This is a genomic window from Haloarcula sp. CBA1129 (genome assembly GCF_008729015.1).
Taxonomy (GTDB): Archaea; Halobacteriota; Halobacteria; order Halobacteriales; family Haloarculaceae; genus Haloarcula.
The window spans coordinates 1-25,410 of record NZ_RKSM01000001.1 but is presented as its reverse complement, the minus strand read 5'-3'; the positions used below and the strand labels follow the sequence as shown (position 1 = coordinate 25,410).

The 25,410-nt window shown below is 63.2% G+C and carries 21 protein-coding genes and 1 tRNA gene; 12 read left to right on the top strand and 10 right to left on the bottom strand.

All coding sequences use genetic code 11. The features are described 5' to 3' along the window. Window positions 1-96: 96 nt before the first annotated feature. A complete protein-coding gene (locus Har1129_RS00120) occupies window positions 97-1,227 on the bottom strand; it encodes a serine hydrolase (protein ID WP_151098792.1) in 1,131 nt (376 codons plus the stop codon). A 145-nt stretch (window positions 1,228-1,372) separates the two neighbouring features. Here Har1129_RS00120 and Har1129_RS00115 point away from each other — a divergent pair, with 145 nt between their 5' ends. Further along, window positions 1,373-2,143 (top strand): IclR family transcriptional regulator, encoded by a 771-nt coding sequence (locus Har1129_RS00115; protein ID WP_151098791.1) that lies wholly within the window; start codon window positions 1,373-1,375, stop codon window positions 2,141-2,143. Between the two features lie 55 nt (window positions 2,144-2,198). On the opposite strand, the gene Har1129_RS00110 is transcribed toward Har1129_RS00115, so the two are convergent. Continuing rightward, window positions 2,199-3,362: an acyl-CoA dehydrogenase family protein gene (locus tag Har1129_RS00110; protein ID WP_151098790.1), complete on the bottom strand. Its 1,164-nt coding sequence runs from the start codon at window positions 3,360-3,362 to the stop codon at window positions 2,199-2,201. Window positions 3,363-3,444: 82 nt separating this feature from the next. Between Har1129_RS00110 and Har1129_RS00105 the strand changes: the two genes are divergently transcribed. Continuing rightward, the gene (locus tag Har1129_RS00105) at window positions 3,445-4,914 is read left to right on the top strand and encodes an aldehyde dehydrogenase family protein (RefSeq protein ID WP_151098789.1); all 1,470 of its coding nucleotides are present in this window, start codon (window positions 3,445-3,447) and stop codon (window positions 4,912-4,914) included. A 49-nt stretch (window positions 4,915-4,963) separates the two neighbouring features. On the opposite strand, the gene Har1129_RS00100 is transcribed toward Har1129_RS00105, so the two are convergent. After that, the gene (locus tag Har1129_RS00100) at window positions 4,964-6,025 is read right to left on the bottom strand and encodes a zinc-dependent alcohol dehydrogenase family protein (protein WP_151098788.1); all 1,062 of its coding nucleotides are present in this window, start codon (window positions 6,023-6,025) and stop codon (window positions 4,964-4,966) included. Window positions 6,026-6,169: 144 nt separating this feature from the next. Further along, on the bottom strand, window positions 6,170-7,825 hold the full coding sequence (locus tag Har1129_RS00095) for a long-chain-fatty-acid--CoA ligase (protein WP_151098787.1): 1,656 nt from the start codon (window positions 7,823-7,825) through the stop codon (window positions 6,170-6,172). A gap of 170 nt (window positions 7,826-7,995) precedes the next feature. Between Har1129_RS00095 and Har1129_RS00090 the strand changes: the two genes are divergently transcribed. The 3 genes from Har1129_RS00090 to Har1129_RS00080 all read left to right on the top strand — a co-directional run bounded on the left by Har1129_RS00090 (window position 7,996) and on the right by Har1129_RS00080 (window position 11,992). Further along, complete coding sequence (locus Har1129_RS00090; protein ID WP_151098786.1) at window positions 7,996-8,790, top strand: enoyl-CoA hydratase/isomerase family protein; 795 nt, start codon at window positions 7,996-7,998, stop codon at window positions 8,788-8,790. Window positions 8,791-8,833: 43 nt separating this feature from the next. Then, a complete protein-coding gene (locus Har1129_RS00085) occupies window positions 8,834-9,904 on the top strand; it encodes a phosphotransferase family protein (protein ID WP_151098785.1) in 1,071 nt (356 codons plus the stop codon). 123 nt (window positions 9,905-10,027) lie between these two features. Next, window positions 10,028-11,992, top strand: a complete 1,965-nt coding sequence (locus tag Har1129_RS00080; RefSeq protein WP_151098784.1) for a 3-hydroxyacyl-CoA dehydrogenase/enoyl-CoA hydratase family protein — start codon at window positions 10,028-10,030, stop codon at window positions 11,990-11,992. Window positions 11,993-12,020: 28 nt separating this feature from the next. Here Har1129_RS00080 and Har1129_RS00075 read toward each other — a convergent pair whose 3' ends face one another. Next, window positions 12,021-13,238 (bottom strand): acyl-CoA dehydrogenase family protein, encoded by a 1,218-nt coding sequence (locus tag Har1129_RS00075; RefSeq protein ID WP_151098783.1) that lies wholly within the window; start codon window positions 13,236-13,238, stop codon window positions 12,021-12,023. 173 nt (window positions 13,239-13,411) lie between these two features. On the opposite strand from Har1129_RS00075, the gene Har1129_RS00070 reads away from it, so the two are divergent. Further along, window positions 13,412-14,113: an HAD family hydrolase gene (locus tag Har1129_RS00070; protein WP_151098782.1), complete on the top strand. Its 702-nt coding sequence runs from the start codon at window positions 13,412-13,414 to the stop codon at window positions 14,111-14,113. 36 nt (window positions 14,114-14,149) lie between these two features. Here Har1129_RS00070 and Har1129_RS00065 read toward each other — a convergent pair whose 3' ends face one another. Further along, complete coding sequence (locus Har1129_RS00065; RefSeq protein WP_151098781.1) at window positions 14,150-14,959, bottom strand: SDR family NAD(P)-dependent oxidoreductase; 810 nt, start codon at window positions 14,957-14,959, stop codon at window positions 14,150-14,152. A 274-nt stretch (window positions 14,960-15,233) separates the two neighbouring features. On the opposite strand from Har1129_RS00065, the gene Har1129_RS00060 reads away from it, so the two are divergent. Further along, window positions 15,234-15,677 carry a MaoC/PaaZ C-terminal domain-containing protein gene (locus Har1129_RS00060; RefSeq protein ID WP_151098780.1) on the top strand — a complete coding sequence of 148 codons (444 nt, stop codon included), beginning with the start codon at window positions 15,234-15,236 and terminating at the stop codon, window positions 15,675-15,677. A 48-nt stretch (window positions 15,678-15,725) separates the two neighbouring features. On the opposite strand, the gene Har1129_RS00055 is transcribed toward Har1129_RS00060, so the two are convergent. Continuing rightward, window positions 15,726-16,865: an acyl-CoA dehydrogenase family protein gene (locus Har1129_RS00055; RefSeq protein ID WP_151098779.1), complete on the bottom strand. Its 1,140-nt coding sequence runs from the start codon at window positions 16,863-16,865 to the stop codon at window positions 15,726-15,728. 1,202 nt (window positions 16,866-18,067) lie between these two features. Here Har1129_RS00055 and Har1129_RS00045 point away from each other — a divergent pair. After that, window positions 18,068-18,403 carry a hypothetical protein gene (locus tag Har1129_RS00045; RefSeq protein ID WP_151098778.1) on the top strand — a complete coding sequence of 112 codons (336 nt, stop codon included), beginning with the start codon at window positions 18,068-18,070 and terminating at the stop codon, window positions 18,401-18,403. Window positions 18,404-18,839: 436 nt separating this feature from the next. Here the strand turns inward: Har1129_RS00045 and Har1129_RS00040 are convergent, their stop codons facing one another. Further along, window positions 18,840-19,829 carry an aldo/keto reductase gene (locus Har1129_RS00040; protein ID WP_151098777.1) on the bottom strand — a complete coding sequence of 330 codons (990 nt, stop codon included), beginning with the start codon at window positions 19,827-19,829 and terminating at the stop codon, window positions 18,840-18,842. Window positions 19,830-20,357: 528 nt separating this feature from the next. Here Har1129_RS00040 and Har1129_RS00030 point away from each other — a divergent pair. Further along, window positions 20,358-21,539: an alanine--glyoxylate aminotransferase family protein gene (locus tag Har1129_RS00030; protein WP_151098775.1), complete on the top strand. Its 1,182-nt coding sequence runs from the start codon at window positions 20,358-20,360 to the stop codon at window positions 21,537-21,539. A gap of 136 nt (window positions 21,540-21,675) precedes the next feature. On the opposite strand, the gene Har1129_RS00025 is transcribed toward Har1129_RS00030, so the two are convergent. Further along, window positions 21,676-21,749 (bottom strand) — tRNA-Tyr (locus tag Har1129_RS00025). Window positions 21,750-22,014: 265 nt separating this feature from the next. On the opposite strand from Har1129_RS00025, the gene Har1129_RS00020 reads away from it, so the two are divergent. The 3 genes from Har1129_RS00020 to ftsZ all read left to right on the top strand — a co-directional run bounded on the left by Har1129_RS00020 (window position 22,015) and on the right by ftsZ (window position 24,293). Further along, window positions 22,015-22,638: a zinc ribbon domain-containing protein gene (locus Har1129_RS00020; protein WP_151098774.1), complete on the top strand. Its 624-nt coding sequence runs from the start codon at window positions 22,015-22,017 to the stop codon at window positions 22,636-22,638. Window positions 22,639-22,875: 237 nt separating this feature from the next. Further along, complete coding sequence (locus Har1129_RS00015) at window positions 22,876-23,052, top strand: ribbon-helix-helix domain-containing protein (RefSeq protein ID WP_004515010.1); 177 nt, start codon at window positions 22,876-22,878, stop codon at window positions 23,050-23,052. Between the two features lie 2 nt (window positions 23,053-23,054). Next, on the top strand, window positions 23,055-24,293 hold the full coding sequence (ftsZ, locus tag Har1129_RS00010; RefSeq protein ID WP_151098773.1) for a cell division protein FtsZ: 1,239 nt from the start codon (window positions 23,055-23,057) through the stop codon (window positions 24,291-24,293). Window positions 24,294-24,414: 121 nt separating this feature from the next. Here the strand turns inward: ftsZ and Har1129_RS00005 are convergent, their stop codons facing one another. After that, window positions 24,415-25,410 carry a TIGR00269 family protein gene (locus Har1129_RS00005; protein WP_151098772.1) on the bottom strand — a complete coding sequence of 332 codons (996 nt, stop codon included), beginning with the start codon at window positions 25,408-25,410 and terminating at the stop codon, window positions 24,415-24,417.

Genomic DNA, 25,410 nt, shown 5'->3' with positions numbered 1-25,410 from the left:
AAAAACCGGGGCCGCCCAGCCCTATCGTGGCCGGGGACACGAACGTCGGCTCTGACAGTCGGAAATGCTTACGACGGCAGCCCCAAACCGGCGCGGTCAGTCCTGTAACAGCAGCCGAACAGCGTCGGAAAGCTGGCCGACGCGAGCGGCGTGTTCGAACGACTCGTCGCGGATCCCGTTCGTGACGAGCGCGAACCCGACGTTCAGGTCGGGGTCGGCCCAGCCGAACGAACTCCCGAGACCGGCGTGGCCGAACATGCGCTCGCGGCTCGCGGCCCCGAACATGTCGGCGGCCAGCCCGCCGGTCCAGACCCCAAGCCCGTAGCGGGCCGGGCGCGACAGCGTGCCGTCGGACTCGGTTTCGGCGTGGGTCGTCGTCGCTTCGTCGACGGTCGCTTCGGTCAGCAGCTGCGTTCCGTCCAGTGATCCGCCGTTTGCGAGACAGGCGTAGAACCGGGCCATGTCCCGGGCGGTGCCGATGCCGTTGGCCGCGGGAATCACCGTCCGGCGCATCGCTTCCCGGTTGAACGCCGCAGCGGACCCAGCAGGATCATCGAGCCCCTCGTCGATATCGTGACACCGCTCGAACGCTTCGTAGCCGGCCAGCGTCGCCACGTCGTCGGGCTCGTCGTCCCGCAGACCGATACCGGTATCGTCCATCCCCAGCGGCTCGAACACGTTCTCCGCGACGTACTCCTCGACCGGCTGGCCGCTACACCGTCGGATGAGTTCACCGACCAGCCAGCCGTAGTTGATGGCGTGATACGCCGGTGTCGTTCCGGGCTCGAACACGGGGTCGATGTCTTCCATCGCCGCGACGACGGCGTCCCAGTCGCCCCAGCTTTCGTACTGTTCGTCGAACTCACCGAAGGGGATACCGGCAGTGTGGCTGAGCACCGGCCGGACTGTGATCGATGCTTTCTGCGTTCCGTCGTCGGCGAATTCCGGCCAGTGCTCGACCACTCGGTCGTCGTAGTCGAGTTCGCCCTGTTCGACGAGCTGGTGTAGGCCGACGCCGGCGAACGGCTTCGTACAGGAAAACAGCACGTGGCGCGTCTCGGGCGTCGTGTCGTCGCCGTCGGGACCCGTGGAGCCGCCGGCGAAATCGACGACGAGATCGCCGTCGACGTACACCGCGAGCTGTGCGCCGTGGTGCAGTCCGACGTCGAGCTGTCGGTCGAACTGGGCCCGGAGCTGTTCGATGTCGTCTGCGCTGAGCCGTGGCATAATTCGTCTTGAGCCCGGCTGCATAATAGAGGTTAGGTCCGGCTGTGAGATCAAGCAAGGGAGGGCGACTGACCGCATTCGAGCTGCCAGACTATCATGGTCGATTATGCGAAACGTTGATGTCACTAAGCGGTCACAACTCCGTATGCTCGAAAACAAGAACGAAACGTCCGGTGTATCGACAACTCGGACATCGTTCGAGATTCTGGCGCTGGTTCGGGACGCGGGGGGCGCGACAATCGCGGACATTCGAGCGGAGACAGGTCTGGCCAAGAGCACAGTGTATCGACATCTCAAAACGTTACACGACATGGACTATCTCGTCGAGGAGAACGGCGAGTACCGACTCTCGCTGCGGTTTCTGCAGCTCAGCGAACCGCCGCGGATACGACGACCGGGCTATATCGTCGCCAAGCAGAAAGTCATCGAATTAGCGATAGAGACTGACGAACGGGCGCTGTTTCTGGTCGAGGAGGGGTTCGAGGGCGTGTATCTCCACCGAGCCGGCGGCCGGAATCCGCTGCAGAGCGACACGATGATCGGCAAACGCCGGCCGCTGCACGCGCTCGCCGCGGGGAAAGCCATCATCGCGGAGTGGTCTGACGAACGCGTCGAAGAGTTCACCGAAACCACTGCACTTGACAGGCTGACGGAGAACACGATTACCGACCGGGACGCGCTGTTCGAGGAACTCGAACAGGTCCGTGAGCAGGGCTATGCGACCAACATATCCGAACACATGGACGGCCTGCGCGCGGCGGGCGTGCCGGTGTACAACCACGAGGACGACCTCATCGGCGCGTTGAGCGTCTTCGGACCGAGCGGCCGGGTGAGCCGGGACGACATCGAATCGACGTACCCCAATCTGCTGGAACAGAAGGCCAGCGAGCTGAAGATCGACCTCACGTACGATTGAGAAGAGCGGTTGCACGTCGGCGAAGTCGTTCCGTATATCGCGTCGAACGGCCGTCCTACTCGAAGGCCGGGATACCGGTCAGGTCGTGCCCGATGATGAGCGAGTGGATGTCGTGCGTCCCCTCGTAGGTATAGACGGTTTCGAGGTTCGTCAGGTGCCGCATCGGGGAGTAGTCGGCCGTAATGCCGTTGCCGCCGAGCATCTCGCGGGCCACCCGTGACTGCTCGCGGGCCATCCGAGCGTTGTTGCGCTTGGCCATCGACACCTGTTCCGGGCGGAGGTCTCCGCGTTCCTTCAGGTCAGCGAGCCGGTGGGCGAGCAACTGGCCCAGCGATATCTGGGTCGCCATCTCTGCGAGTTTCTCCTGCTGGAGCTGGTAGCCGGCGATGGGCTTCCCGAACTGCTCGCGGTCAGTGGCGTATTCGTGGGCGGTCTCGAAACAGTCCATGGCGGCCCCGACCGTCCCCCAAGCGATGCCGTAGCGGGCCTGCGTGAGACAGGACAGCGGCCCCTTCATTCCCTCGACGCCCGGCAGGACGTTCTCCTCCGGAACGCGGGCGTTCTGGAGGCTGATCTCGCCCGTAATCGACGCGCGCAGCGAGAGCTTCTCGTCGATCTTGTTCGTCGTCACGCCGTCGCGGTCAGTCTCGACCAAGAAGCCCCGAACCGGGTCGCCGTCGGCGGAGGTGACTTTCGCCCAGACCACTGCGAGGTCGCTGATGGGCGCGTTCGTGATCCACGTCTTCGAGCCGTTCAGGACGTAGCCGTCGGCGTCGCGCTCGGCCGTCGTCTCCATCGCCGACGGGTTCGACCCGTGTTCGGGCTCGGTCAGGCCGAAACAGCCAACTCGCTCGCCGCTGCCCAGTGCCGGCAGCCACTCCTCTTTCTGGGCATCGCTACCGTAGGCGTGAATCGGGTACATGACGAGCGCGCCCTGTACGCTGGCCATCGAGCGCAGGCCGCTGTCGCCGGCCTCCAGTTCCTGCAACAAAAGGCCGTAGGCTTTCTCGCTGAGTCCCGGCAGTCCGTACCCATCGAGGTTCGGCGCGTAGAACCCGAGTTCGCCCATCTCTGTGATGAGGTCTGTCGGGAACGTCCCGTCGATCCAGTGCTGTCCGACATCCGGCTTGACTTCGTTCTCGACGAAGTCCCGGGCTGTGTCCCGGACCATCCGCTCTTCCTCGCCGAGGTCGCTTTCGAGACCGAGGTAATCGATCATATAGGATCTGTGGCCGGGGTTCAATTAAGCGTTTGCCCGGTGCCAAAGGGATAAAAGTCCGTGGCGCTGTCGCTAGCATAGAATGTCGCAACCAGATAGCCAGACGGCGTGGAGCCGGCTGTACATCGACGGTGCATGGCGCGACGCCGGAACGCCTGATACGATTCCCGTGACGAACCCTGCGACAGGGGAGGAGATCGCGGCGGTCCCCGCCGGGACGGAGGGGGATGTCGACGATGCCTATCAGGCCGCCGAAGCGGCCCAGTCCGACTGGGCGGCGCTGTCGCGCGAGGAGCGCAACGAGTACGTCCAGTCGATGATTGCGGTAATGCAGGACCGACTCGACGAAATCGTCGAACTGCTTGCGACGGAGTCCGGCAGTGTTCAGGCCAAGGCAACTGCCGAGGCCAACTTCGCGATGGCGGACTTCCAGAGCGCGCTGGAGATGATTCCGCCGGAAGAGGAGGTCCGCGATTCGATGTATCACGAGGACAAGGACCATCACATCGTTCGCGAACCTGCCGGCGTCGTCGGGATTATCTCGCCGTGGAACTTCCCGCTGCACCTCACCACGCGGGCGCTCGGGCCCGCGCTCGCGCTCGGGAACACCGTCGTCATCAAGCCCGCGACGGACACGCCGATTACCGGCGGGCTCCTGCTGGCCGACATCGCCGAGGAGGCCGGCCTCCCGGACGGCGTCGTCAACGTCGTGACGGGCCATGGCTCCGACATCGGTGACCGGATGGCCGGCCACCCAATCGCTCGCGTGATGTCGTTCACCGGGTCGACGGCAGTCGGCAGGTCCGTGGCCAGTCAGGCCGGAAACGCACTCGCCCTGCCGGCGCTTGAACTCGGCGGGAACGGACCGTTCGTCGTCACCGAGGACGCCGATATCGAAGCAGCCGCAAAGGCCGGCTCCGTCGGCGCGTTCGGCCATCAGGGACAGGTGTGTATCTCGATTAATCGCCATCTCGTCCACGAGGACGTCTACGACGAATACGTCGAGAAGCTCGTCGAACACGCGGAGTCGCTGACCATCGGGAACCCGCTTGACGATGATGTGGAGTTCGGCCCGATTATCAACGAGAGTCAGGTCGAGCAACTTACCTCGTTCATCGAGCAGACCGTCGACGCCGGCGCGACGCTGGAAACGGGCGGCGAGGCCGAGGACCTGTTCCTCGAACCGACCGTCCTCTCGGAGTGTACCAACGATATGTCTGCGGCGTGTAACGAACACTTCGGTCCTGTTGCACCGGTCATTCCGTTCGGGTCCGACGAGGAAGCCGTCGAACTCGCCAACGACACCGAGTACGGCCTCGCCGCCAGTGTGTTCAGCGGCGACATCGAACACGGTCGGTCCATCGCCGACCAGATCGACGCCGGGATGGTCCACGTCAACGACCACCCGATTCAGGACGAACCCAACGCTCCCTTCGGTGGGATGAAAAACTCCGGAATCGGCCGGTACAACGGCGAGTGGATCATGGACGAACTGACCGAGACCAAGTGGATCTCCGTCCAGCACGAGGAACGCGACTACCAGCTGCTCTGAGCTGTCCGCACATCTCAGGAATCCTCGACGGTGCCAGCCCCGTACTGCCTCAGAACTCGTCGATGACGGGGATACCGACCGTCTCGTACTCGCCCATCGAGGCAAGCGTGTCCGGCACGGCATCGAGGGCGAGCGTCTCCCCGACGATCTTCGAGGGGTCGAGCGTCCCGGCGTCGATGAGCCGGAACAGTTCGTCGTAGCGGATCGGCGGCATCCCGTAGGAGCCGTGGAAATCGATCTCCTGAAGCGTCATCGTGTCCACCGGCAGGGAGATCTCTCCAGCCTCTGCGTCGGTGGTGAGGCCGACTTGGACGTGGGTCCCCTGCTTGCCCAGCGACTGCACGGCGTTGCGACACGTCTCGGCGATACCCAGCGCGTCGAGTGCCACGTCGGCCCCGCCGTCCGTGACAGCATGGACCTCGCCGGGGACGTTGTCCGTCTCGGCGGCGTTGATTGTCGTCGCCGCGCCGAGCTCCCGCGCCCGGTCGAGTTTGCCCTCCTGCACGTCGACCGCAATCGGTTCGGCCCCGAGCGCATCGGCGATGTGGACCGCCGATAGCCCGACGCCGCCACAGCCGTGAATCGCGACGGCGTCGCCCGGCCTGAGGTCCGCCCGGTCGGTCAGCGCGTGGTACGCCGTCATGAACCGACAGCCGAGGCCGGCCATCTCGGTGAAGTCGACGGCGTCCGGTAGTGTGACGCAGTTGAAATCCGCCTCGCGGACGGGGAACGCCTCGGCGAACGCCCCCGGCGCGGCGTCGAGGAATCCAAGCGGCATCGATGTCTCGCAGATGTTCGCGTGCCCGCGCTGGCAGTACTGACACGACCCGTCGCCGAGGTGGAACGGGACCGTGACGCGGTCTCCCTCGGAGAACTGTTCGACGTCCGCGCCCACATCGGCGACGACACCGGCCGGCTCGTGGCCCAGAATCTGACCGGGACCGGTCTGGATGCCGAACCACTCCCAGTCCCCCTGCCAAGCGTGCCAGTCACTCCGGCAGACCCCGCAGGCTTCTGTCTCGATGACGACCTGATCCGGCTGGGGTTCCGGATAGGGCACGTCCTGAATCGTAAGCGGTTCGCCGTGCTCCTCAATGACAGCGGCTCGCATACAACAACAGTCACAGAGCTATCATAAATACTTATCCGCGACTGGACTTGGCGTGGCTGGGTCGATAGCGATGGTCGCACGTATTGGGAACGCTGCCGCGATACCGTGCCTGACAGCCGGAAAAACCGCCACGCTCCGGTCAGCTTAGGTCGCCGGTGCGTTCTCGGCGACAGTCTCGATGATGGACTCGTCGACGTACTCGTCACGGAGCGTCTGCTTGGAGAACTTCCCGGTCGCACCCTTGGGAATCCCGTCGACAAGACGGATGGCGTCGGGGACCCACCACGACGGGTACGACTCGGCGACGAGGTCTTTGATTTCTTGGCGCAACGCGGCTTCGTCGGCCACAGCATCGCGTGTGACGACGAACGCGGCAGGGCGTTCGTCCCAACGTTCGTGCGGGACAGGGACGACAGCGGCTTCGACCACCTCGTCGTGGCCCATAACCGCGTTCTCGACCTCGACGCTTGCTATCCACTCGCCGCCGCTCTTGACGAGGTCGTCCATCCGGTCGACCACGTCGACGTACCCCTCCGGACTCACCCGGACGATGTCACCGGTCTTGAACCAGCCGTCGTCGGTGACGGCCTGTTCGGTCGCATCAGGAGCGTTGTAGTACTCCTGTGTGACCCACGGCCCACGCATCCAGAGTTCGCCCAGCGACTCGCCGTCCCAAGGCACTTCCTCGCCGTCGGTGTTGACGACTTTGAACTCCAGACCGGCAATCGGCAGGCCCGCGGAGTGGCTCCGCAGGTCGAACAGTTCCTCTTCGGGAAGGTCCGCCATCCCGGGTTTTGGCTCGTAGGCGTGCGTGACCGGTGACGTTTCGGTCATGCCGTAGCCGGAGATGAGGTCCACGTCGAACTCCTGCTTGTAATCCTCCATCAGCGACCGCGGTGTCGCGGAGCCACCGCTGGTGAAGTACCGGACCGACGAGAAGTCCACGTCGGTATCACGGGCGTACTCTAGCAGGTCCATGAAGACGGTCGGGACCGCCGCGGAGACGGTCACGTCCTCTTCCTCGATCAGCTTCGCTAGGTCCTCGGCTGACGGGTTCGGCCCGGGGAGGACCGTCTTGGCTCCAGCGGCGATGGTCGTGAACGGGCGACACCAGCCGCTGACGTGGAACATCGGGACGTAGGTCAGCTCCACGTCGTCGGTCTTGATGCCGGCCTGACTGGTCATCAGCGACATGACCTGTGTCCAGTACATCTTCTGGGTGTACTCGACGCCTTTCGGCTTACCTGTCGTTCCCGAGGTGTAGCACATCCCCGCCGGCTGGTCCTCGGGCAGTTGCGGGAAGGAGTAGTCGGGGTCGCCGTCGGCGATGAACGATTCGTAGTCGACGACCGGTTCCAGCGACGTGTCGGGGACGCTGTCGCCCATCACGATGTACTGCTCGACAGAGGCGAAGGCCTCCTCGTCGTAGGCCGTTTCGAGTTTCTCCAGCATGACGGGGTCGACGATGAGAATCTCGTCCTCGGCGTCGGCCACGATGTGCCGGATATGCTCGTCGGGCAGGAGGAGGTTGATCATGTGGACCTGCGCGCCCATACAGGCGACCCCGTAGTAGGCCTCCTGATGCCAGTGGTTGTTCCAAGCGAACGTCCCGACCCTGTCGCCGCGTTCGATACCGGCCTGCTCAAGCGCCGAGGCCAGCTTTCGTACGCGCTGGGCGTACTCCGCTATCGTGTACCGGTGAATCCCTTGATGTGTCCGCGAGACGATCTCGCTGTCAGGGAACACGTTCTCGCCACGCCACAGGAACGACCGGAGGTTGAGTGGTGCACCACCAGGCATACTCCGTGTCAACACACACCGATATGTTAAAACTAGCCCTGTAGCTGCGGTGGCCGCTGGCTTGGCAAGCTCAGTACGTAGCCGACGTTCGCTGAAACTGTGAACCAGCGGTAAATTTATACCGGAACCGTGTGAAGCGGCCCCATGCAGCTACGACGGAGTGATATCCGGTGAGCGAGTCTGTACTCCTCTCCATCGACGACGGCATCGCCACGCTGACGCTGAACGAACCAGACACGCGGAACGCGCTCACACAACCCGTCTATGACGGGCTGGAGCGCCATCTCGACACCATCGAAACCGAGTCCGATATTCGGTGTGTCGTCATCGAGGGTAGCGGCGAGTCGTTCTCGGCCGGCGGTGACATCGAAGGGATGAGCGAGCGGCTCACGAACGACGACCCGACCGACGACGCCGTCAGGGAACTAGCCCGCCGGACCCGAGACACCATCGCCAGAGTCGTCGCGCTGCCGGTCCCAACCGTCGCAAAGGTCGACGGGTCGGCCGTCGGGGCCGGCGCAAACCTCGCTATCGCCTGTGACATCCAACTGGCGAGCGAGTCGGCCAGCATCGGCTTCGTGTTCCGGCAGGTCGGCCTCGGCGTCGACGCCGGCACCTCGTATCTGCTCCCACGAATCGTCGGGACGAACGTCGCGAAAGAGCTCGTGTTCACCGGCGAGATTCTCGACGCAGAGCGAGCCGCGGAGCTGGGTCTGTTCAATCACGTCTACGACGCCGAGGCGTTCGAATCCGAAGTCGAAGCGACCGTCAGCCGCATCGCCGATGGCCCGACCGTCGCCCTCCGGCACTCGAAACGACTGCTGCAGGACGGGCTGGAGAAGTCTTTCGACCGCGCCCAGCGCGACGAGGCGACGGCGCAGGGCATCGTCTTCGAGACGGCCGACCACGAGGAGGGCGTCGAGGCGTTTCTGACCGACCGCCGGCCGGAGTTCGTCGGACGGTGACACGACCCGGAGTTTTTCATGAGATGGGGGCGAAACGACGACCATGACTGAACGGAGTGCCGACTACTACCAGCGGTTGGTCGACGAAAGCGCGCTCGAACAGTTCCTTACCGAGAAAATTGGCTCGGCTGGGACGTTCGAGGTCGAACGCCACGAACAAGGCCATTCCAACGAAACGCTGTTTGTCACTTGGGGCGACCGAGAACTGGTCGTCAGGCGGCCGCCGCCGGGCCAGACCGCCGAGACGGCCCACGACGTGTTGCGGGAGTATCGCGTCATCGACGCCCTGCAGGACACAGCCGTCCCAGTCCCGCCGACGGTGCTGGCCTGTGATGACCACGATGTCATCGGCAGCGATTTCTACGTCATGGCCCGCGTGGATGGAACCGTTATTCGAGACGCAGAGCCAGCGCGCTTCGCGAACGACGACGCTCGGGAGGCAGTCGGAACGGAACTGGTGGACACCCTCGCGGCCATCCACGAGGTTGCTCCCACAGCCGTTGGCCTGTCCGACCTCGGCCGTGCGAAGGGGTATCCGAAGCGACAGGTCACGCGCTGGGGGAAACAGCTAGCTTGGGCATTCGAGCGGACGGCCGAATCCCGAACCATCCCGGAACTGGAGCGGGTCGGCTCGTGGCTACAGGAGGAGTGCCCCGACGACCACCCAGAGACACTGGTCCATGGCGATTACAAGCTCGACAACGTGATGTTCGGGCCCGGTGACGACCCGGAACTCGCCGCCGTCTTCGACTGGGAGATGGCGACGCTTGGCGACCCACGGGCCGACCTCGGCTGGATGCTCTCGTACTGGCGCGACGCCAAGGACCCCGAGCCGGAGATTCCCGACCTCGCGACGGAGTTCATCGAGGCACCGGGCTATCCGACCCGTCGAGATCTGGTCGACCGCTGGGAAACCCAGACCGGCCTGACGTTCGAACACGAGCGGTTCTATCGAACGCTCGCCGTGTACAAGCTCGCCGCCCTCGGCGAGATGTTCTACCGCCGCTATCTGGAGGGCAACGCCGACGACCCGTTCTATCCGTTGATGGAGAACCGCGTCCCGGCGCTGGCTGACCGCGCGATTCGGATTATCGAGGGCGACGAGCCGCTCTGAAGACGAAGAGTGACGATTGAGAGTAGCTGCCGGACGAGTGGGCGGCTTTCCAGCCGTTTGACTCACCACTTACACCGTGTACCAGGGTGATGATTGATGTGTGTTGCAATAGACACTACGCCCATGGTAGCGGAGCAGACCGAGATAGCGACAGTGGCAGTGCTCGGTGCGGGAACGATGGGCCACGGCATCGCCGAGGTCACGGCAATCGCCGGCTACGACGTCGTGTTGCGTGACATCGATGAGGACATCGTCGAAAACGGCTACGACGAAATCGAGTGGTCGCTCGAAAAGCTCGCCGAGAAGGGACGACTCGACGAGGCCCCCGACGATGTGGCGTCGCGGGTCACGACAACGACCGATCTGGAGGCGGCAGTTAGCGACGCCGATCTGGTCATCGAGGCCGGCCCGGAACAGCTCTCGGTGAAACAGGACATCTTCGAGTCCGTCGACGCCGCCGCACCCGAGGATGCGCTGCTGGCGACCAACAGCTCCTCGCTGTCGATCACAGAAATCGCCACAGCGACGGAGCGGCCGGACTCGGTGCTTGGCCTGCACTTCTTCAATCCGCCCGTGAAGATGGACCTCGTCGAGGTCATCTACGGCGAGCAGACGACCGACGAGACGGCCGAGCAGGGCTACGAGTTCGTCGAGTCCATCGGGAAGACGCCGATTTACGTCCGCAAGGACGTGCGCGGGTTCGTCGTCAACTCCGTTCTCGGGCCGTTCATGAGCGAGCCGGCTTGGATGGTCTCGGCGGGCGAGGCGACCATCCGCCAAGCCGACGCCGCGATGGTCCACGAGCGGGGGTACCCGATGGGGCCGTTCGAACTCGGCGACCTGACCGGCATCGACATCGGCTACCACGTCCGCAAGGAGGCCGGGACGCCGATTCCACCCATCATGGCGGAGAAGGTCGAAAACGAGACCCTCGGCCGTAAGACCGGTGCGGGGTACTACGACTACGAGGACGGCGACGGCCCGGACTACGTCCCCGAGGACGCCGAAGGGTTCGACCACCGCCGCGTCGAAGCGGTGATGGCAAACGAGGCCGCAACGCTCGTCGGCGACGACGTGGCGACGCCGGACGCCATCGACACGGGGATGCGACTCGGGGCCGGATTCCCCGAAGGGACCTGCCGCCGAGCCGACGATATCGGCCTCGATACAATCCTGAACACGCTTCGAGCGCTCCACGAGGAGTACGGCGACGACCGCTACGAGCCGGCCGACTACCTCGTCGAACTGGTCGAGGCGGGCCACACCGGGAAAGATGCGGGCCGGGGCTTCCACGAGTACGACACCGGTGACGACCCTAGCGACTATCACACCATCAACTGGGCGCTGGACGACGATGGCCTGCTGGAGGTGGAGCTCGACCGCCCGTCGCGGATGAACGCCATCAGCGACACGCTCGCAGACGAGGTCGTGGCTCTGCTTGAGTCGGTCGACGACGACGCGGTCCGGGCCGTTGTGTTCGCGGGTGCCGGGGACCGCGCTTTCTCCGCCGGGGCCGACATCTCCGGCTTCGCGGACCGCGACCCCGCCCAGACCTCGGAGCCGACAGCGGTGTTCACCGCCGTCGCAGAGTATCCCCGGCCGACGCTGGCGCGCATCGACGGCTACTGTCTCGGCGCGGGGCTGGAACTCGCCCTTGCCTGTGACCTTCGGCTGGCGACGACCGATTCGGAGTTCGGCTTCCCCGAAATCACACTCGGCCTGCTGCCCGGCGGTGGCGGGACACAGCGCACCATCCGAATGCTGACTGACGCGCGGGCGAAGGAACTCGTCTTCCGCGGCGAGCATATCTCCGCCGAGCGGGCGGCCGACTGGGGACTCATCAACCGCGCCGTCGAGGCCGAGGAGTTCGACGCTACTGTCGAGGAGTTCATCGACGACCTCGTCTCGGGGCCGCCGATTGCCCTTCGGAAAGCCAAGCGCGTGATGAACGAGGGAGCCGACCAGAGCCTCGACGCCGGCCTCGAAATGGAGAGTCAGGCCTTTGCGCTCCTGCTAACGACCGACGATGTCACGGAAGGAACAGCGGCGTTTGCGGCCGACCGCGAACCGGAGTTCGAAGGGAAGTAGCGACCGGTTCCGATAGTGGCTCGGCTCCCTACTCCCGGTAGCGGCGGACCGGTTCCAGCTCGTCGCTGTCCACGTCCTCGAACGCCTCGCGGGCGATGGTCCGCAGGTGGACCTCATCAGCCCCGTCGACAATGCGGAAGGTCCTGACCAGTTCATAGAAGTCCGCCAGCGGAAGGTCCCGCCCGATACCGTTGCCGCCACAGAACTGGACCGCGGTGTCGATGGCGTCCTGCGTCGCTCGGGCAGCGAACACTTTGCTCATCGACACCTCGACGCGGGCTTCCTGACCAGCGGAGATGGCGTCTGCGGCGGCTCGGACCAGCGCCCGCGCGGCCTGAATCTGTGTCTCTTGCTCGGCGATCTCGAACCGGACGTGCTGTTTGTCGGCCACGCTGTCGCCGAAGGCCTGCCGCTCGGCGGTGTAGGCCTTGGCGATGGACAGCGCCCGCTCGGCCATTCCCGAGAAACGCATACAGTGGGTGAGCCGCGCCGGGCCGAGCCGTTGCTGGACGTGCTGGAACCCGTTGCCTTCCTCGCCCAGCAGGTGCTCCTCGGGGACGCGAACGTCGTTGAACTCGATTTCGGCGTGACCCTTCGGGTCGCCCTGACTCCCCATGTGCGGGATGTTCCGAACGATGTCCACGCCGTCGGCGTCGGCCGGGACGATGAACACCGAGCACCCCTGATACGGATGCACGTCCTGATCTGTCCGGGCGAAGACGAGCAGAATGTCGGCATCGACGCCGCCGGTAGTCCACCACTTGTGGCCGTCGATGACCCACTCGTCGCCGTCTTTCGCTGCGGTTGTGCGTATCATCTTCGGGTCCGAACCCGCACCCTGCATCGGCTCCGTCATCGCGAAGCCCGACTGTATCTCGCCCGCGACGAGCGGCTCCAGATACTCCGATTTCTGGAGGTCCGTGCCTTGCATTTCCAGCAGGTGCATATTGCCCTCGTCGGGCGCGTCGACCCGCATCGCAATCGGGCCGAGAAGGCTTCGACCCGCTTCCTCGAACGTCGGCAGCACGTCCCGGAAGTCATAGCCCATACCGCCGTGTTCTTCGGGAATTTGCGGGGCGTACACGTCGTACTCCCGTGCAGCAGCGCGGAGGTCGCGAACTGTTGCGTCCGAAATGGCCGTCCCGCCCGCGAGCTCCCGCTCCCGCGGAATGACGACTTCGTCCATCAGCGCTCTGGCGCGCTCGGCAAGCGTAGTCGCGGCCTCGGAATCGGTGAACGATATCATGTAACACTCTTGTTCTCGTACGTCGACATCATAAGTGTTGGAGCACAGCGAACGCGTGGTCGGTCGTTTATTTCTCATAGCTGTGCTCCGGGACACGCCCATCGCGACACACTCACGGTACGACGTCGAGCGTCGGCGGTAGTTTCATACCCAGCCCAGTTCAAGCCGCTGCCGTGAGCGAGAGTCCAGACGTCGAGGCCGTCTTCTGGGACATCGGGGGCGTCATCCTTCGGATGGAGTCCGTCCGGGCGGCCCACCGCGAGTTTGTCGAACGCCTGTGTTCGGAGTACCCGGCGGCTATTGGTTCCGACGCGGCCCTCGAACGATGGCGGACGGTCCTCGGAGCGTACTTCGGCGAGCGCGATGGCACCGAGTTCCGGCCGGCCCGCGAGGGCTACCAGCTGGCAGTCGACGAGATTCTGACAGTCGACCCCGAGGAAACCGAGTGGGAGTCACTGTTCCAGAGAATCCGCAACGAACAGGTCGAACCCAACCCCGACGCTATCGCGGCTATCGAGGTGCTGGCTGCTGCACCGCTCCATCAGGGCGTCATCAGCGACGTGGACGACGGCGAAGGCGAGCAACTGTTGCGGACCTTCGGCGTCTGGGACGCGATGGATTCGTACACCGCCTCGGAGACCGTCGGTCGTACCAAGCCGGACCCCGCGATGTTCGAAACGGCGCTCGAAAAGGCCGGGGTCACACCGGAGCGGGCCGTGATGATCGGTGACCGCTACGAGCACGACATGGACGGTGGGACACAGGCCGGGCTGTGGACGGTCGCCTACGGAGCCGAGGACGGACCCGCCGTGGACATCGCGCTTGATGACCTCCGGGAGTTGCCGGATTGGCTCGCCCTCTCAGACGGGGAGTGACACCGCGGTCCCAGCCGTTGGTACTGGTCCCGGCGCTCAGATGTCGGGCGTCTCTTCGAGCCGTGGGACGCCGGCGGCGGTGATGGTCTGACCGACGATGTACGACGACGCCGGGCTTGCAAGGAACAGCGCGATGTCGGCGATTTCCTCTGAGAGGCCGATGCGACGCTCGACGGCCTCGCGGTCGATGTTGTCGGCACTGACGCCCATCTGTGACTCGACGCCCGGCGTGGCGACAAAGCCCGGCGCGATGCAGTTGATTCGGATGTCGCGGTCAGCCCATTCCGCCGACAGCGTCGATGTGAGATTGCTGACCCCGGCTTTCGCGGCCCCGTAGTGGCTCATATACGGCGCGCCCTGTTCGCCGGCGACGCTGGAGAGATTGATGACTGTCCCGCCGTCGCCATCGGCCAGCGCGTCACCGGCCGCCTGCGTGCAGTGGTAGGTCCCGTGGAGGTTGATGTCGACGATGGTCTTCCAGCCGTTCTCGCTGATGTCGTCGAAGCCGGACATGAAGCTCGCGCCGGCGTTGTTCACGAGCACGTCCAACCCACCGAACTCGTCGACGGTCGCCTCTACCAGCGCCTCGACGGCCTCACGGTCTGTTACGTCGCATTCGATGGCGACCGCCTCGCCGGGCCGGTCGCTGTCGTTGATCTCGTCGGCAACGGGGCCGACGTTGTCCTGTTCGCGCGAGCAGACAACTACGTCGGCTCCGTCGGCCGCGAACTCCTCCGCGATTGCCCGGCCGATGCCGCTCGATGCGCCCGTGATAATCGCCCGCTGCCCCTCCAGATCGAACCGCTCCATGTGTGGCTTTGACATCGCTTCCGACATCTGGGGCATCCCCAATAAAGCTACGTCCTGAGTGCTCTCTGCCGGGTTCCGTTGAATATAGTTGAACAGTCAGAGCAGGCTGTAGACGCTACGTCCCTCCGTGGCGGCGTCGTGAGCGAGGCGGGCCCGATAGCATTAACAGCGGTGCGAGACACAGTGGCTATGTATATGTCCAGCTACAGTAGCAAACCGGGGTCCCGGGACCGACAGGTCCGAACGCAGCAGTGGCGACTCGCCCAACAACCAACGCGGCGTTCTACGACCGTCTGCGAGGGACGGTAGGATGGCTGGCGAGTTCGACACAGTCGACGTTGGCGACGGCTTCACGACGCCGGGGCGGACCATCACCGAGGCCGATGTGGTCAACTTCGCCGGTGTTAGCGGGGACTTCAATCACCTCCACACGAACGCCGAGCGGATGGCCGACTCGGGGTACGGCGAGCGCATCGCACACGGTGCGCTGGTGTTCTCGGTCGTCACCGGACTACTATGGCAGGCCCGCGACGAGGCCGAAAAGCGGCACATGGTCGCGTTCTACGGGCTCGACCGCCTCCGGTTCGTCAAGCCGGTGTTTCTGGGAGAGACAGTGCACGTCGAGGCCGAGATTGTCGACAAAGAGCGTCGAGACCACCCGGTTGCGACGGGCGTCGTCCGGACCGAGGTCACCGCTCTGAATCAGGCCGACGAAACCGTCTTTTCCGCTGAGTTCCTGACACTCCGGCAGTAGGCCGGCTATCGAGACAGTGGCGATATCGGTAGTCCGTCCGCCGCGGCCTCACAGCACGCGGTCGGCGATGATGTTCTTCTGTATCTCGCTGGTCCCCTCGTAGATCTTGGTGATGCGGGCGTCGCGGTAGTATCGCTCGACGTTGTGGTCGGTGACGTAGCCCGCGCCGCCGTGGACCTGAATCGCCTCGTCGGCCACGTCGACGGCGTGCTCGCTGGCGAACAGCTTCGCCATGCTGGCCCACTTTGTCGCCACGTCAAGATTGTCCTCGTCGATGGCGCTCGCGGCGCGGTAGGTGAGCGACCGCGCGGCTTCGACATTGGTCGCCATCTCGGCTATCTTGTGTTCGATGGCCTGAAACTCGCTGATGGGCTGGCCGAACTGCTCGCGCTCGTTCGCGTACTGGATCGAGTCGTCGACGGCGGCCTGTGCGGTACCGACGGCCTGTGCGGCCACGTTCGCCCGCCCGCTGGCGAAGAAGTCCATCAGCTGGTAGAAGCCAGCACCTTCCTCGCCGATGATGTTCTCCTCGGGCACGCGCACGTCGTCGATGATGATTTCGGCCAGATCCGACGCGCGGATGCCGAGTTTGTTGTCGATTTTCTCGGCCTGCAGGCCGTCGGTGTCCGTCGGCACGAGGAAGGCGCTGATGCCCTCGTGGCCGGCGTCGGGGTCGGTCTTGGCCATCACCACCATGACATCGGCGACGGTCCCGTTCGTGATCCACATCTTGTTGCCGTTAAGGACCCAGCCATCGCTGTCACGTTCGGCGTGGGTCTCGATACCGGCCACGTTCGAGCCGTGGGCGGGTTCGCTGATGGCGCTGGCACACGCCGACTCGCCGCTCGTAATGCGCGGCAGCCACTTCTCTTTCATCCACTCGTCGCCGTACTTCTGGAGCATACTCGACCCGAAGCCACGGGAGCCGATGGCGCTCCCGATACCCGGATCGGCACGCCAGAGTTCCTCAGTGACGACAACGCCGGTGAGGCTGTCCATCCCCGCGCCACCATATTTCTCGGGGACTTCCGGCGCGATAAGATCGTATTGCGCCGCCTGTTCCATCAGTTCCGCTGGGTAGCGTTTCTCCCTGTCACACTCTTTTCCGAGGGGTTCGATCTCGTTCTCGCCGAATTCGCGCACCGCTTCTCGGACTGCCGTCTGCTCGGCCGTCAAGCTAAACGCCATACCCACTGTGTGACTGCCACCCACATATAAATTTGGTCGACCGTGTCGTGATTGGACTCACAAGTGTGGGAACGAGCGGTCAGAGCATGTCCAGCGCCGATACTGCTTCGAACAGCCAGCAATCGTTTGACCAGCCGAGACAGATGAGACCGAAAGGGACAGCTGCACTTAGCTGACGCTGCAGTACTACATCGTCGTGGTGCCGATGTTCGTGGGTGCGGGCACGCTGGCCGGCTCCTGTTACTGGAATCAGGCCGGGTCACGCTCAGTGGCTCCGCCGCGGGGTTTCAGGACAACGCTACATCACGGAGGCATACGCCGGCATTCGCTGAGCGGACGCTGGCGACGTGAAACTCTGGCATATGCTGCACTGTCCGTCAACGGCTGGCACTCGCCCAGCAGCGGTTCGCTGCCGACGGTTCATATTCTCGAACAGATGCCGAATACAGTGGACGCGACGGATGGGAACCCACCGGACTACGGGCCTCGCGAAATGTGTGCATATATGGCTGGATACGCTTGCCACAGTCCCCCACAATGTCGCTCCACTGTCGGTAAACCGAAACGCACCGGAGACAAACAATCGAGACGGTGCTTGTTCCGTATGCTGAAACAGACAGTGTTTCACGTCGCTATGGCCCGCCTGCAGTCCGGTCCAGCGGTAGAGACAGGAGACTGTTCAGCGGCAGGGGATAATAACCGTACTTTTGTTATCCGGCAGACCAAGAGAAGATAGCTTGACCGATAATCGTGTCCGTCGCCGGCCGAAACGGAGACATTGTCCCAGTGCCAAGCCCAACAGTTGACATGGACAGTTAGTCACCGGCGGACGTGGCTTACGCTACGACACCGGCTTTATCGTTCGGCTTATCCGAACGGCCATGACGGAGGTGCTGATCCTGCGTTGACGTGTGGGGTTTTGCGACCACAATACTCACTATTTCTAGATTTCCGGTGGTAAATATACAATATAGATTCAAGGATTCCGAAAAGATGGTATTATATATGGCTCTTAAACACTATCTCGAAGGTTTTCATTCTCAATTCTGTCCTAGTAGATGTGTATCTCCCAAGTACAGGTGCATATTTTCCATACACAACAGCAACCATACAGTACACTTTTGCAGCGAAACAGCCGGGAGATGTGTCTGCTGTAACAGATATGGAAACGTATTTCTACAAGTGTGTATATATTCATCTCTATGGGAGACGAAGAAGACATCGAAGACGAAACCGTGTCCGTATCGATGGAGATATCTGGGAATTACGACGAAGTCATGTCGAAACTGGCGACAGAAGACGAGGGGTCGACGTCGCTCGTCTCGCTGCTCGACGACCTCGAACAGTTGCTTGACACGGTCGTCCGGATGGACGGGGGGACACGCAGTGCAATTGCGCAGCAACTGCCCCAAGATATGACCGTCTCCTTCGACGCCCAAGCGGTCGTCGATACGCTCCAAGTGCTCGAACGCTACGACCTCGTTGTCCTCGAAGGCAACACGTGGAAGCCCGGTCCGAAACTCACCGCCGAAGAGTAAGAACCACGACCACGTGTCCGCCGTGGGGCGACTCGTCTCACACCGGGACGGCGTAGTGACTCACTACAGTCCGACCGGTAGCGGATGCTAGTTCGCCACAAACGGCTAGTAACGGCCGAAGCCAACGGGTGGAACACCCGCCAGAGTCCCAGTTACGGTGTTCAACGGCGAGGGGTTTTCAGCTGGCGTGAATGACTCCAGTAGCGTCCCCCTGCCGCCCAGTCCGCTGACTGTCGCCGGAGAAAGAGCTGTATAACAAACATCGGATGGCATGGATGACTGTATGCGGGCACAGTGCGTGCTCGTACTCTCCCGACGCTCACCGTCCCATGCTCCCCTGTACGGGACGGTTTCACGCCGGGTTTGCCCACCCGGCATTGGTCCTCGGCGTCCGTTCGCTGACCGTACTTCTCGAACAGTGCTGCAACGCGGGCGACTACCAGCGATGATGGACGTCGTCGAAGACGTACTCCTCGTAGGTGTCACGCACCGCACCATGAACGCGATTAGAGAGGGGGTCCATATCGCTGACTGCTGCGTTCGCCCGGACGTGATCCGGCGAGGTCGAGCCGGGGATAACAGTCGATACAGCGTCGTGGTCCAAAATCCACCGCAGCGACATCTGAGCCATCGTCATCCGCTCGGGAACGTGCTCGCGGAGTTCCTCGACGGCGTCGAAGCCTGCGTCGACCGGAAGGCCGGCAAAGGTTTCACCGCGGTCGAACGCCTCACCCTCGATGTTGAAATTCCGGTGGTCGTTCTCGGGGAACTCCATGTCTCTGGAGAGGGTACCTGTCAGGAGTCCAGAGGCCAGCGGGACGCGGATAATGACGCCGATGTCGCGGCGCTTGGCCTCCTCGAAGAACAGCTCCGCGGGCCGCTGGCGGAACATATTGAAGATTATCTGGACCGTCTCGATTTCCGGGTACTCGATGGCTTTCAGTGCTTCCTCGACGCGTTCGACGCTGACGCCGCAGTGCTCGACCAGCCCCTCGTCTTGCAACCGCGATAGGGCGTTGAACGTCTCGGGCTGGTAGTAGGCGTCGGTCGGCGGACAGTGCAGTTGCAGCAGTTCGAGCGTGTCGACTCCGAGATACTCACGCGAACGGTCGACGTGTTCCGAGAGATTGTCGTAGTTGTAGCGCTCGGCAGTGTGTGGGTCGAGGCGGCGGCCGGCCTTCGTCGCGACGGTCACCTCATCGCGGACCTCACGTTCGTCGAGCACTTCGGCGATGCGCTGTTCGCTGAAGCCGTCGCCGTACACGTCAGCAGTGTCGATGAAGTCGACGCCGGCATCGAGCGCTGTGCGGATCGTTTCCCGGCCCTCCTCCGCCGAGACATCACCCCAGTCACCACCGATATTCCAAGTACCCAGTCCGACATCAGTCACGTCATACTCTGTCGTCCCTAACTGTCGTCGGTTCACAGACCATCGTACCGTCGGCGGTCACTTGGTGGCTGTGGTACGGGAGAACACTCGGTAAAAAAGGGCAGTGTAGCCCGATAGCAGGCAGTCTGTGGACGTGCCAACGTGGACGCCGGGGGCTACGTGAGCCACTTCGTCCGGCGGATGTCGTACGCACCGCAGTCCGGACAGGAGTGGTACTGAACGTCGAACGACGCCCGGCACACCAGACAGGTGTACCGGCGTCTCGGTTCCTCCCCAGGGGACACAGCGTTATCGAACAATCTCATCGACGACCACACCCCACCTTAGCAGTACGAGAGTAAAAACGGGGCAGATAGTTCACACACTTCACACCGGCTTCTTCCGGCGGTTATGATTATGGAGTAGGGTAGTATCAGCTCGTGACTGGTGTGCTAAAATCGATAGCTTCGGTCTGTGTCTGAGACGAGAGAGTTGCTCTCCTCCAGAGTCGTGGGACCGCCTTCGACACTGACAGGAGAGTCGTGACCACGGATTTTAATGCCCAGTCACCGGGTAACACACGGTATGGATGAGGCACCTGCTGTCGGTGAGTTGACGCCGCCGGATCGAACACTGATGGGACCCGGCCCGAGCGACGTACACCCACGCGTGCTCAAAGCGATGAGCACGCCGCTGGTCGGCCACCTCGACCCCTCGTTCATCGAGATCATGAACGAGGTTCAGGATCTTCTCCGGTACACCTTCCGGACGGACAACAAGTGGACGATTCCAGTCTCGGGAACCGGCTCCGCAGCGATGGAGGCCGCCATTGGAAACGTCGTCGAACCGGGCGATACGATGCTCGTCCCGACGAACGGCTACTTCGGCGGCCGGATGGCGAGCATGGCCGAACGAGCGGGCGGCGATGTCGTCACCGTCGACGCGCCGTGGGGCCAGCCGCTCGACCCGGCAGCGGTCGAAGCGGCATTCGACGACCATAGCCCAGACGTGTTCGGGTTCGTCCACGCCGAGACCAGCACCGGCGTCCTCCAGCCGTCGGTGCCCGAGCTAACGGACATCGCCCACGCGAACGACGCGCTGGTCATCGCCGACAGCGTAACCTCGCTGGGCGGCGTCGAACTCCGCGTCGACGAGTGGGGCATCGACGTGGCCTACTCCGGCCCGCAGAAGTGCCTCTCCTGTCCACCGGGCGCGAGCCCGCTCACACTCAACGACGACGCGATGGACAAGGTCCTCACCCGCGAGGAGGAGCCCCGGTCGTGGTATCTGGACCTCTCGCTGCTGGAAGGGTACTGGGGCGAGGAGCGCGCCTACCATCACACCGCGCCCATCACGAACGTGTACGCGCTGCGTGAGGCGCTGCGACTCGTCGCTGAGGAAGGTATCGAAAATCGCTGGGACCGCCACCTGCGCGTCGCCGGCGCGCTGAAAGCCGGCGTCGAGGGGATGGGCCTAGAGATGAACGCCCCCGAGGACTTCTGGCTCCCGAGCCTGAACACCGTCCGCGTCCCCGACGGCGTCGACGACGGCGCGGTCATCCAGCACCTGCTCGACGAGTACGACCTCGAAATCGCCAGCGGTCTGGGCGCACTGGAGGGCGACATCTGGCGCATCGGCTGTATGGGCCACTCCGCTCGTCGCAAGAACGTCAGCTACCTGCTCGCGGCGCTGGGCAACGCGCTGGGTGAGCAGGGTGCGGCCGTTGACGTGGACGCTGGGCTGGCGGCGATGAGCGAGCGGTTCTGACGCTACTGAGCCAGCCTCGAAGATTTCAATCCACGGATCTGCTGGAGGCATATTGCTTCAGGTAGCTCCGCTGTCGGAAGTCGTACGACAGCTCACGGTCATGTTCACATCCGTTCAACACCGACTGAAAACCAAGTCCGCCCTCCCCGATTTGAACGGGGGACAAGTCGATCTACAGTCGACTGCTCTACCAGTCTGAGCTAAGGGCGGTCGACACCCGAAAATACCCCGCCGTCCAGACTTAAGGATTGTTATTCGCGAAGGGTACGCCGAACGGTCACACGACGCGGAGTGACACACTGGCAGATGTCAGACACGTCTGACCTCGCTTTCCGACCTTCCGATAGCGGGTCAAAGCGGTCTATGAACGGTGTCCGACCGAAAAGTGGGTATTGCGTCATGCCGGTAGCTGACGGGCGTCAGACAGCGCGGGAAGATTAAAATACCATCCTGTACAATACTCTCACCGAGCCAGATGAGTAAGATAACGTTCCGTGCTGACGATGACCTCATCGACCAACTCGAGGCGTTCGACGCCTCGAAGAGCGAGGTCATGCGTGAAGCGCTCCGGGAGTATCTCGGAGACGCATCACCGTCAGCGTCGGAACCGTCGTCGGCGTCGGAGTCCGTGACCGACGCCGAGACAATCGACGAACTCATCGAAGAACGCGTCGACAGCATCATCGCCGACAGACTGCAAACGCGACAACGCCGTTCGCAACCGCAGGATGTCAACGTAAACATCTCGTTAGACGGCGTTAGTGCGGGAGCAGCGAACGCCGAAACCGAACGACGACAGGCCACTGACCGAGGTGCAAACACTGGGGACGGACGGTCTCACAGCGAAAGTCAAACGTCTGATACGAGCGGGCGTAAGACAGATACGGAAACACGGGACAGAGCCGATACAGAGGAACGTAAGACGTGCGCGCAATGTGGTGAAAACCTTGGTTCTGACCACGTTTACTGCCCGAACTGTGGTGAGAAGGCGTCTCGCCGGGTGTTCTGTGACTGCGGCGATGAACTCCGGTCGGACTGGGGATTCTGCCCGGGTTGTGGGAGACGAACGCCTGCGGCGGACGTCCTTGACCAGACCTGAGTTGGCGTTTACGCGCAGTACACAGCCTCAGTCGCCGTAAACGGAGATGTGTATGACACTGCCCGTAAGTTTTAATACATCAGGGTCAGTGGTTTATTCTGCGTAAGACGGTCGTCTTACACGGCGGCGAACGCGAGGGGATGCCGCTCTCGTACTGCGGTTTCGCTGTGTAAACACTCGTGCGGGGCGTAAACAAACCTCGTCCGGGCCGTCTTACCCAAGGGGAAACTACCAAACATGGAGCGTGTGACACTACGGATTCCGAAGCAGCAGATCGAAGAGGTCGAACAAATGGTCGAGACGGGCGAGTACCCCAATCGGAGCGAAGCGATTCGCTCGGCGGTCCGGGAGATGCTCGCTGAGGAAGGCTCCGAACAAGCCTCCGAGAAGAAGCGGTCTTGGGCCAAGGTGTAACGATGCAGGATATCGTTAACGAGGCCCTCGAACGCGACGAGCAAGAGCAACAGAAGATGTCCGACGCGGATGTCGACGGGTTCGGAGACCCGCGCATCGTCATCGTCGGCTGTGGTGGCGCCGGCAACAACACGGTCAACCGCCTGTACAACATCGGCGTCGAGGGCGCTGACACCGTGGCCATCAACACGGATAAACAGCACCTCAAGATGATCGAAGCCGACACGAAGATTCTGGTCGGCAAGTCCCTCACCAACGGCCTCGGGGCCGGTGGCGACCCGTCGATGGGCGAGCGCGCCACGGAGATGGCACAGGGGACTATCAAAGAAGTGCTGGGCGACGCAGACCTCGTGTTCGTCACCGCCGGTATGGGTGGCGGGACCGGGACCGGTGCGGCTCCGGTCGTCTCGAAGATCGCCAAGGAACAGGGCGCAATCGTCGTCGGCATGGTGTCGACGCCGTTCAACGTCGAGCGAGCACGGACGGTCAAGGCCGAGGAAGGCCTAGAGAAGCTCCGCAACGAAGCGGACTCCATCATCGTGCTGGACAACAACCGCCTGCTCGATTACGTCCCGAACCTCCCAATCGGTAAGGCGTTCTCCGTGATGGACCAAATCATCGCCGAGACCGTCAAGGGTATCTCCGAGACAATCACCCAGCCGAGCCTCATCAACCTCGACTACGCCGACATGACATCCATCATGAATCAGGGCGGCGTCGCGGTGATGCTGGTCGGCGAGACTCAGGACAAGAACAAGACCGAAGAGGTCGTCAAGGACGCGATGAACCACCCGCTGCTTGACGTGGACTACCGCGGCGCGAGCGGCGGGCTAGTCCACATCACCGGCGGCCCGGACCTCACGCTGAAGGAGGCCGAGGGCATCGCACAGAACATCACCGAGCGGCTTGAAGCCGACGCCAACGTCATCTGGGGCGCACGGATTCAGGAAGAGTACAAGGGCAAGGTGCGGGTCATGGCTATCATGACCGGCGTCCAGTCCGCACAGGTGCTCGGTCCGACGACCCAGAAGCAGGCCAACAAGTCCCGCGAGGCGATTCAGGAAGTCAGCGACGACACGTCCTTCGACGCGTCCGACAACGTCGAAAGCTTCGACAGCCCCGCCCCGAACAGCGGGAGTCAGAGCAGCAGCGGTCGCAACGCTGGCTACAGCGAGACCGACGGCGGGCAGGACCAGCGCGAGAAGAACAACGGACTCGACGTCATCCGGACGAACAAGTAGCGACGTCCGCGGTTTTTCTTTCGGTTTCTACAGCCACGAGCGACGCGAAACGTGAGCGGCGTCCGGTGCGATGGCGGACAGAACAGATTCGTTGCGGTGTCGGACAGAAACAGCGAACGCGTCAGACCGCTTCCAGCGCATCCAGCAGATTACACTTCCGACAGAGGTCCCGCGCCGTCGGCGAGCCACAGTTGTCGCACTCGCCGTAGTCGGTATCGCCGTTCTCGCCGCCGTAGGTGTCGGCAGCGAGCGCCGCGAGCTTCTCGTAGCCAGCCATAATCGAATGGCGCGTTCCGGGGTGGTTCTCCTCCAGTCCGAGCATGAGTTCCTGTATCTCGCCGCGGTAGGCCTCGTCGGCGTGCGGACATTCGGTGATGTGTGCCGGGAGGTCCTGAAAACGGGCGTACAGCGCGACCTCCTTCTCGGGGATGTCCCGGAGCGGCTTCGCCCGGGGAATGTGATGGTCTTGCGCTTCGCGCGTTTGCTCCGTGGGCGCGTCGGCAGCCGAGTCGAACGGACCCAGAGAAGCCTCGAAGTGCTTGGCGATCTGTGAGATGTCGCCTTCGAGGAAGTTCATCAGCGCCGTCTCAGCCTCGTCGTCGAGGTTGTGGCCGGTCAGCAGTTTGTCGGCGTCGAGTTCTTCGGCGTACTTCGAGAGGAGGTCGCGGCGGAACACACCACAGTAGGCGCAGGCGGCCATCCCCTCGGGGTCGTCCTCGACGACATCGTCCATCTGGACGCCGAACTCCTCGGCGTAGGAGACGGTGACGTGTTCGATACCCAGCTCCTCAGTCAGTTCCTCGCAGGCCTCCAGACTCGCGTCGCGGTAGCCCTCGATGCCCTCGTGGATAGAAAGCGCCACCAGTTCGATACGGGGGTCCTCGGCGAACGTGTCGTGGAGAATCTGCGTGAGGACGACGCTGTCTTTCCCGCCCGAAAGCCCGATGACCCACGTCTCGGGGTCCTCGACGGTGGCGTCGTCGGAAACGAGGCCGTCCTCGCGGATGCGACGGCGGACCCGTTTCGTGACCGCTCGGCAGAGATGGGACTCACAGAGGTGAAGCCCGGAATAGGCCGCGTGTAACACCGCGTTCTCGCCGCATTTGTCGCACTCCAT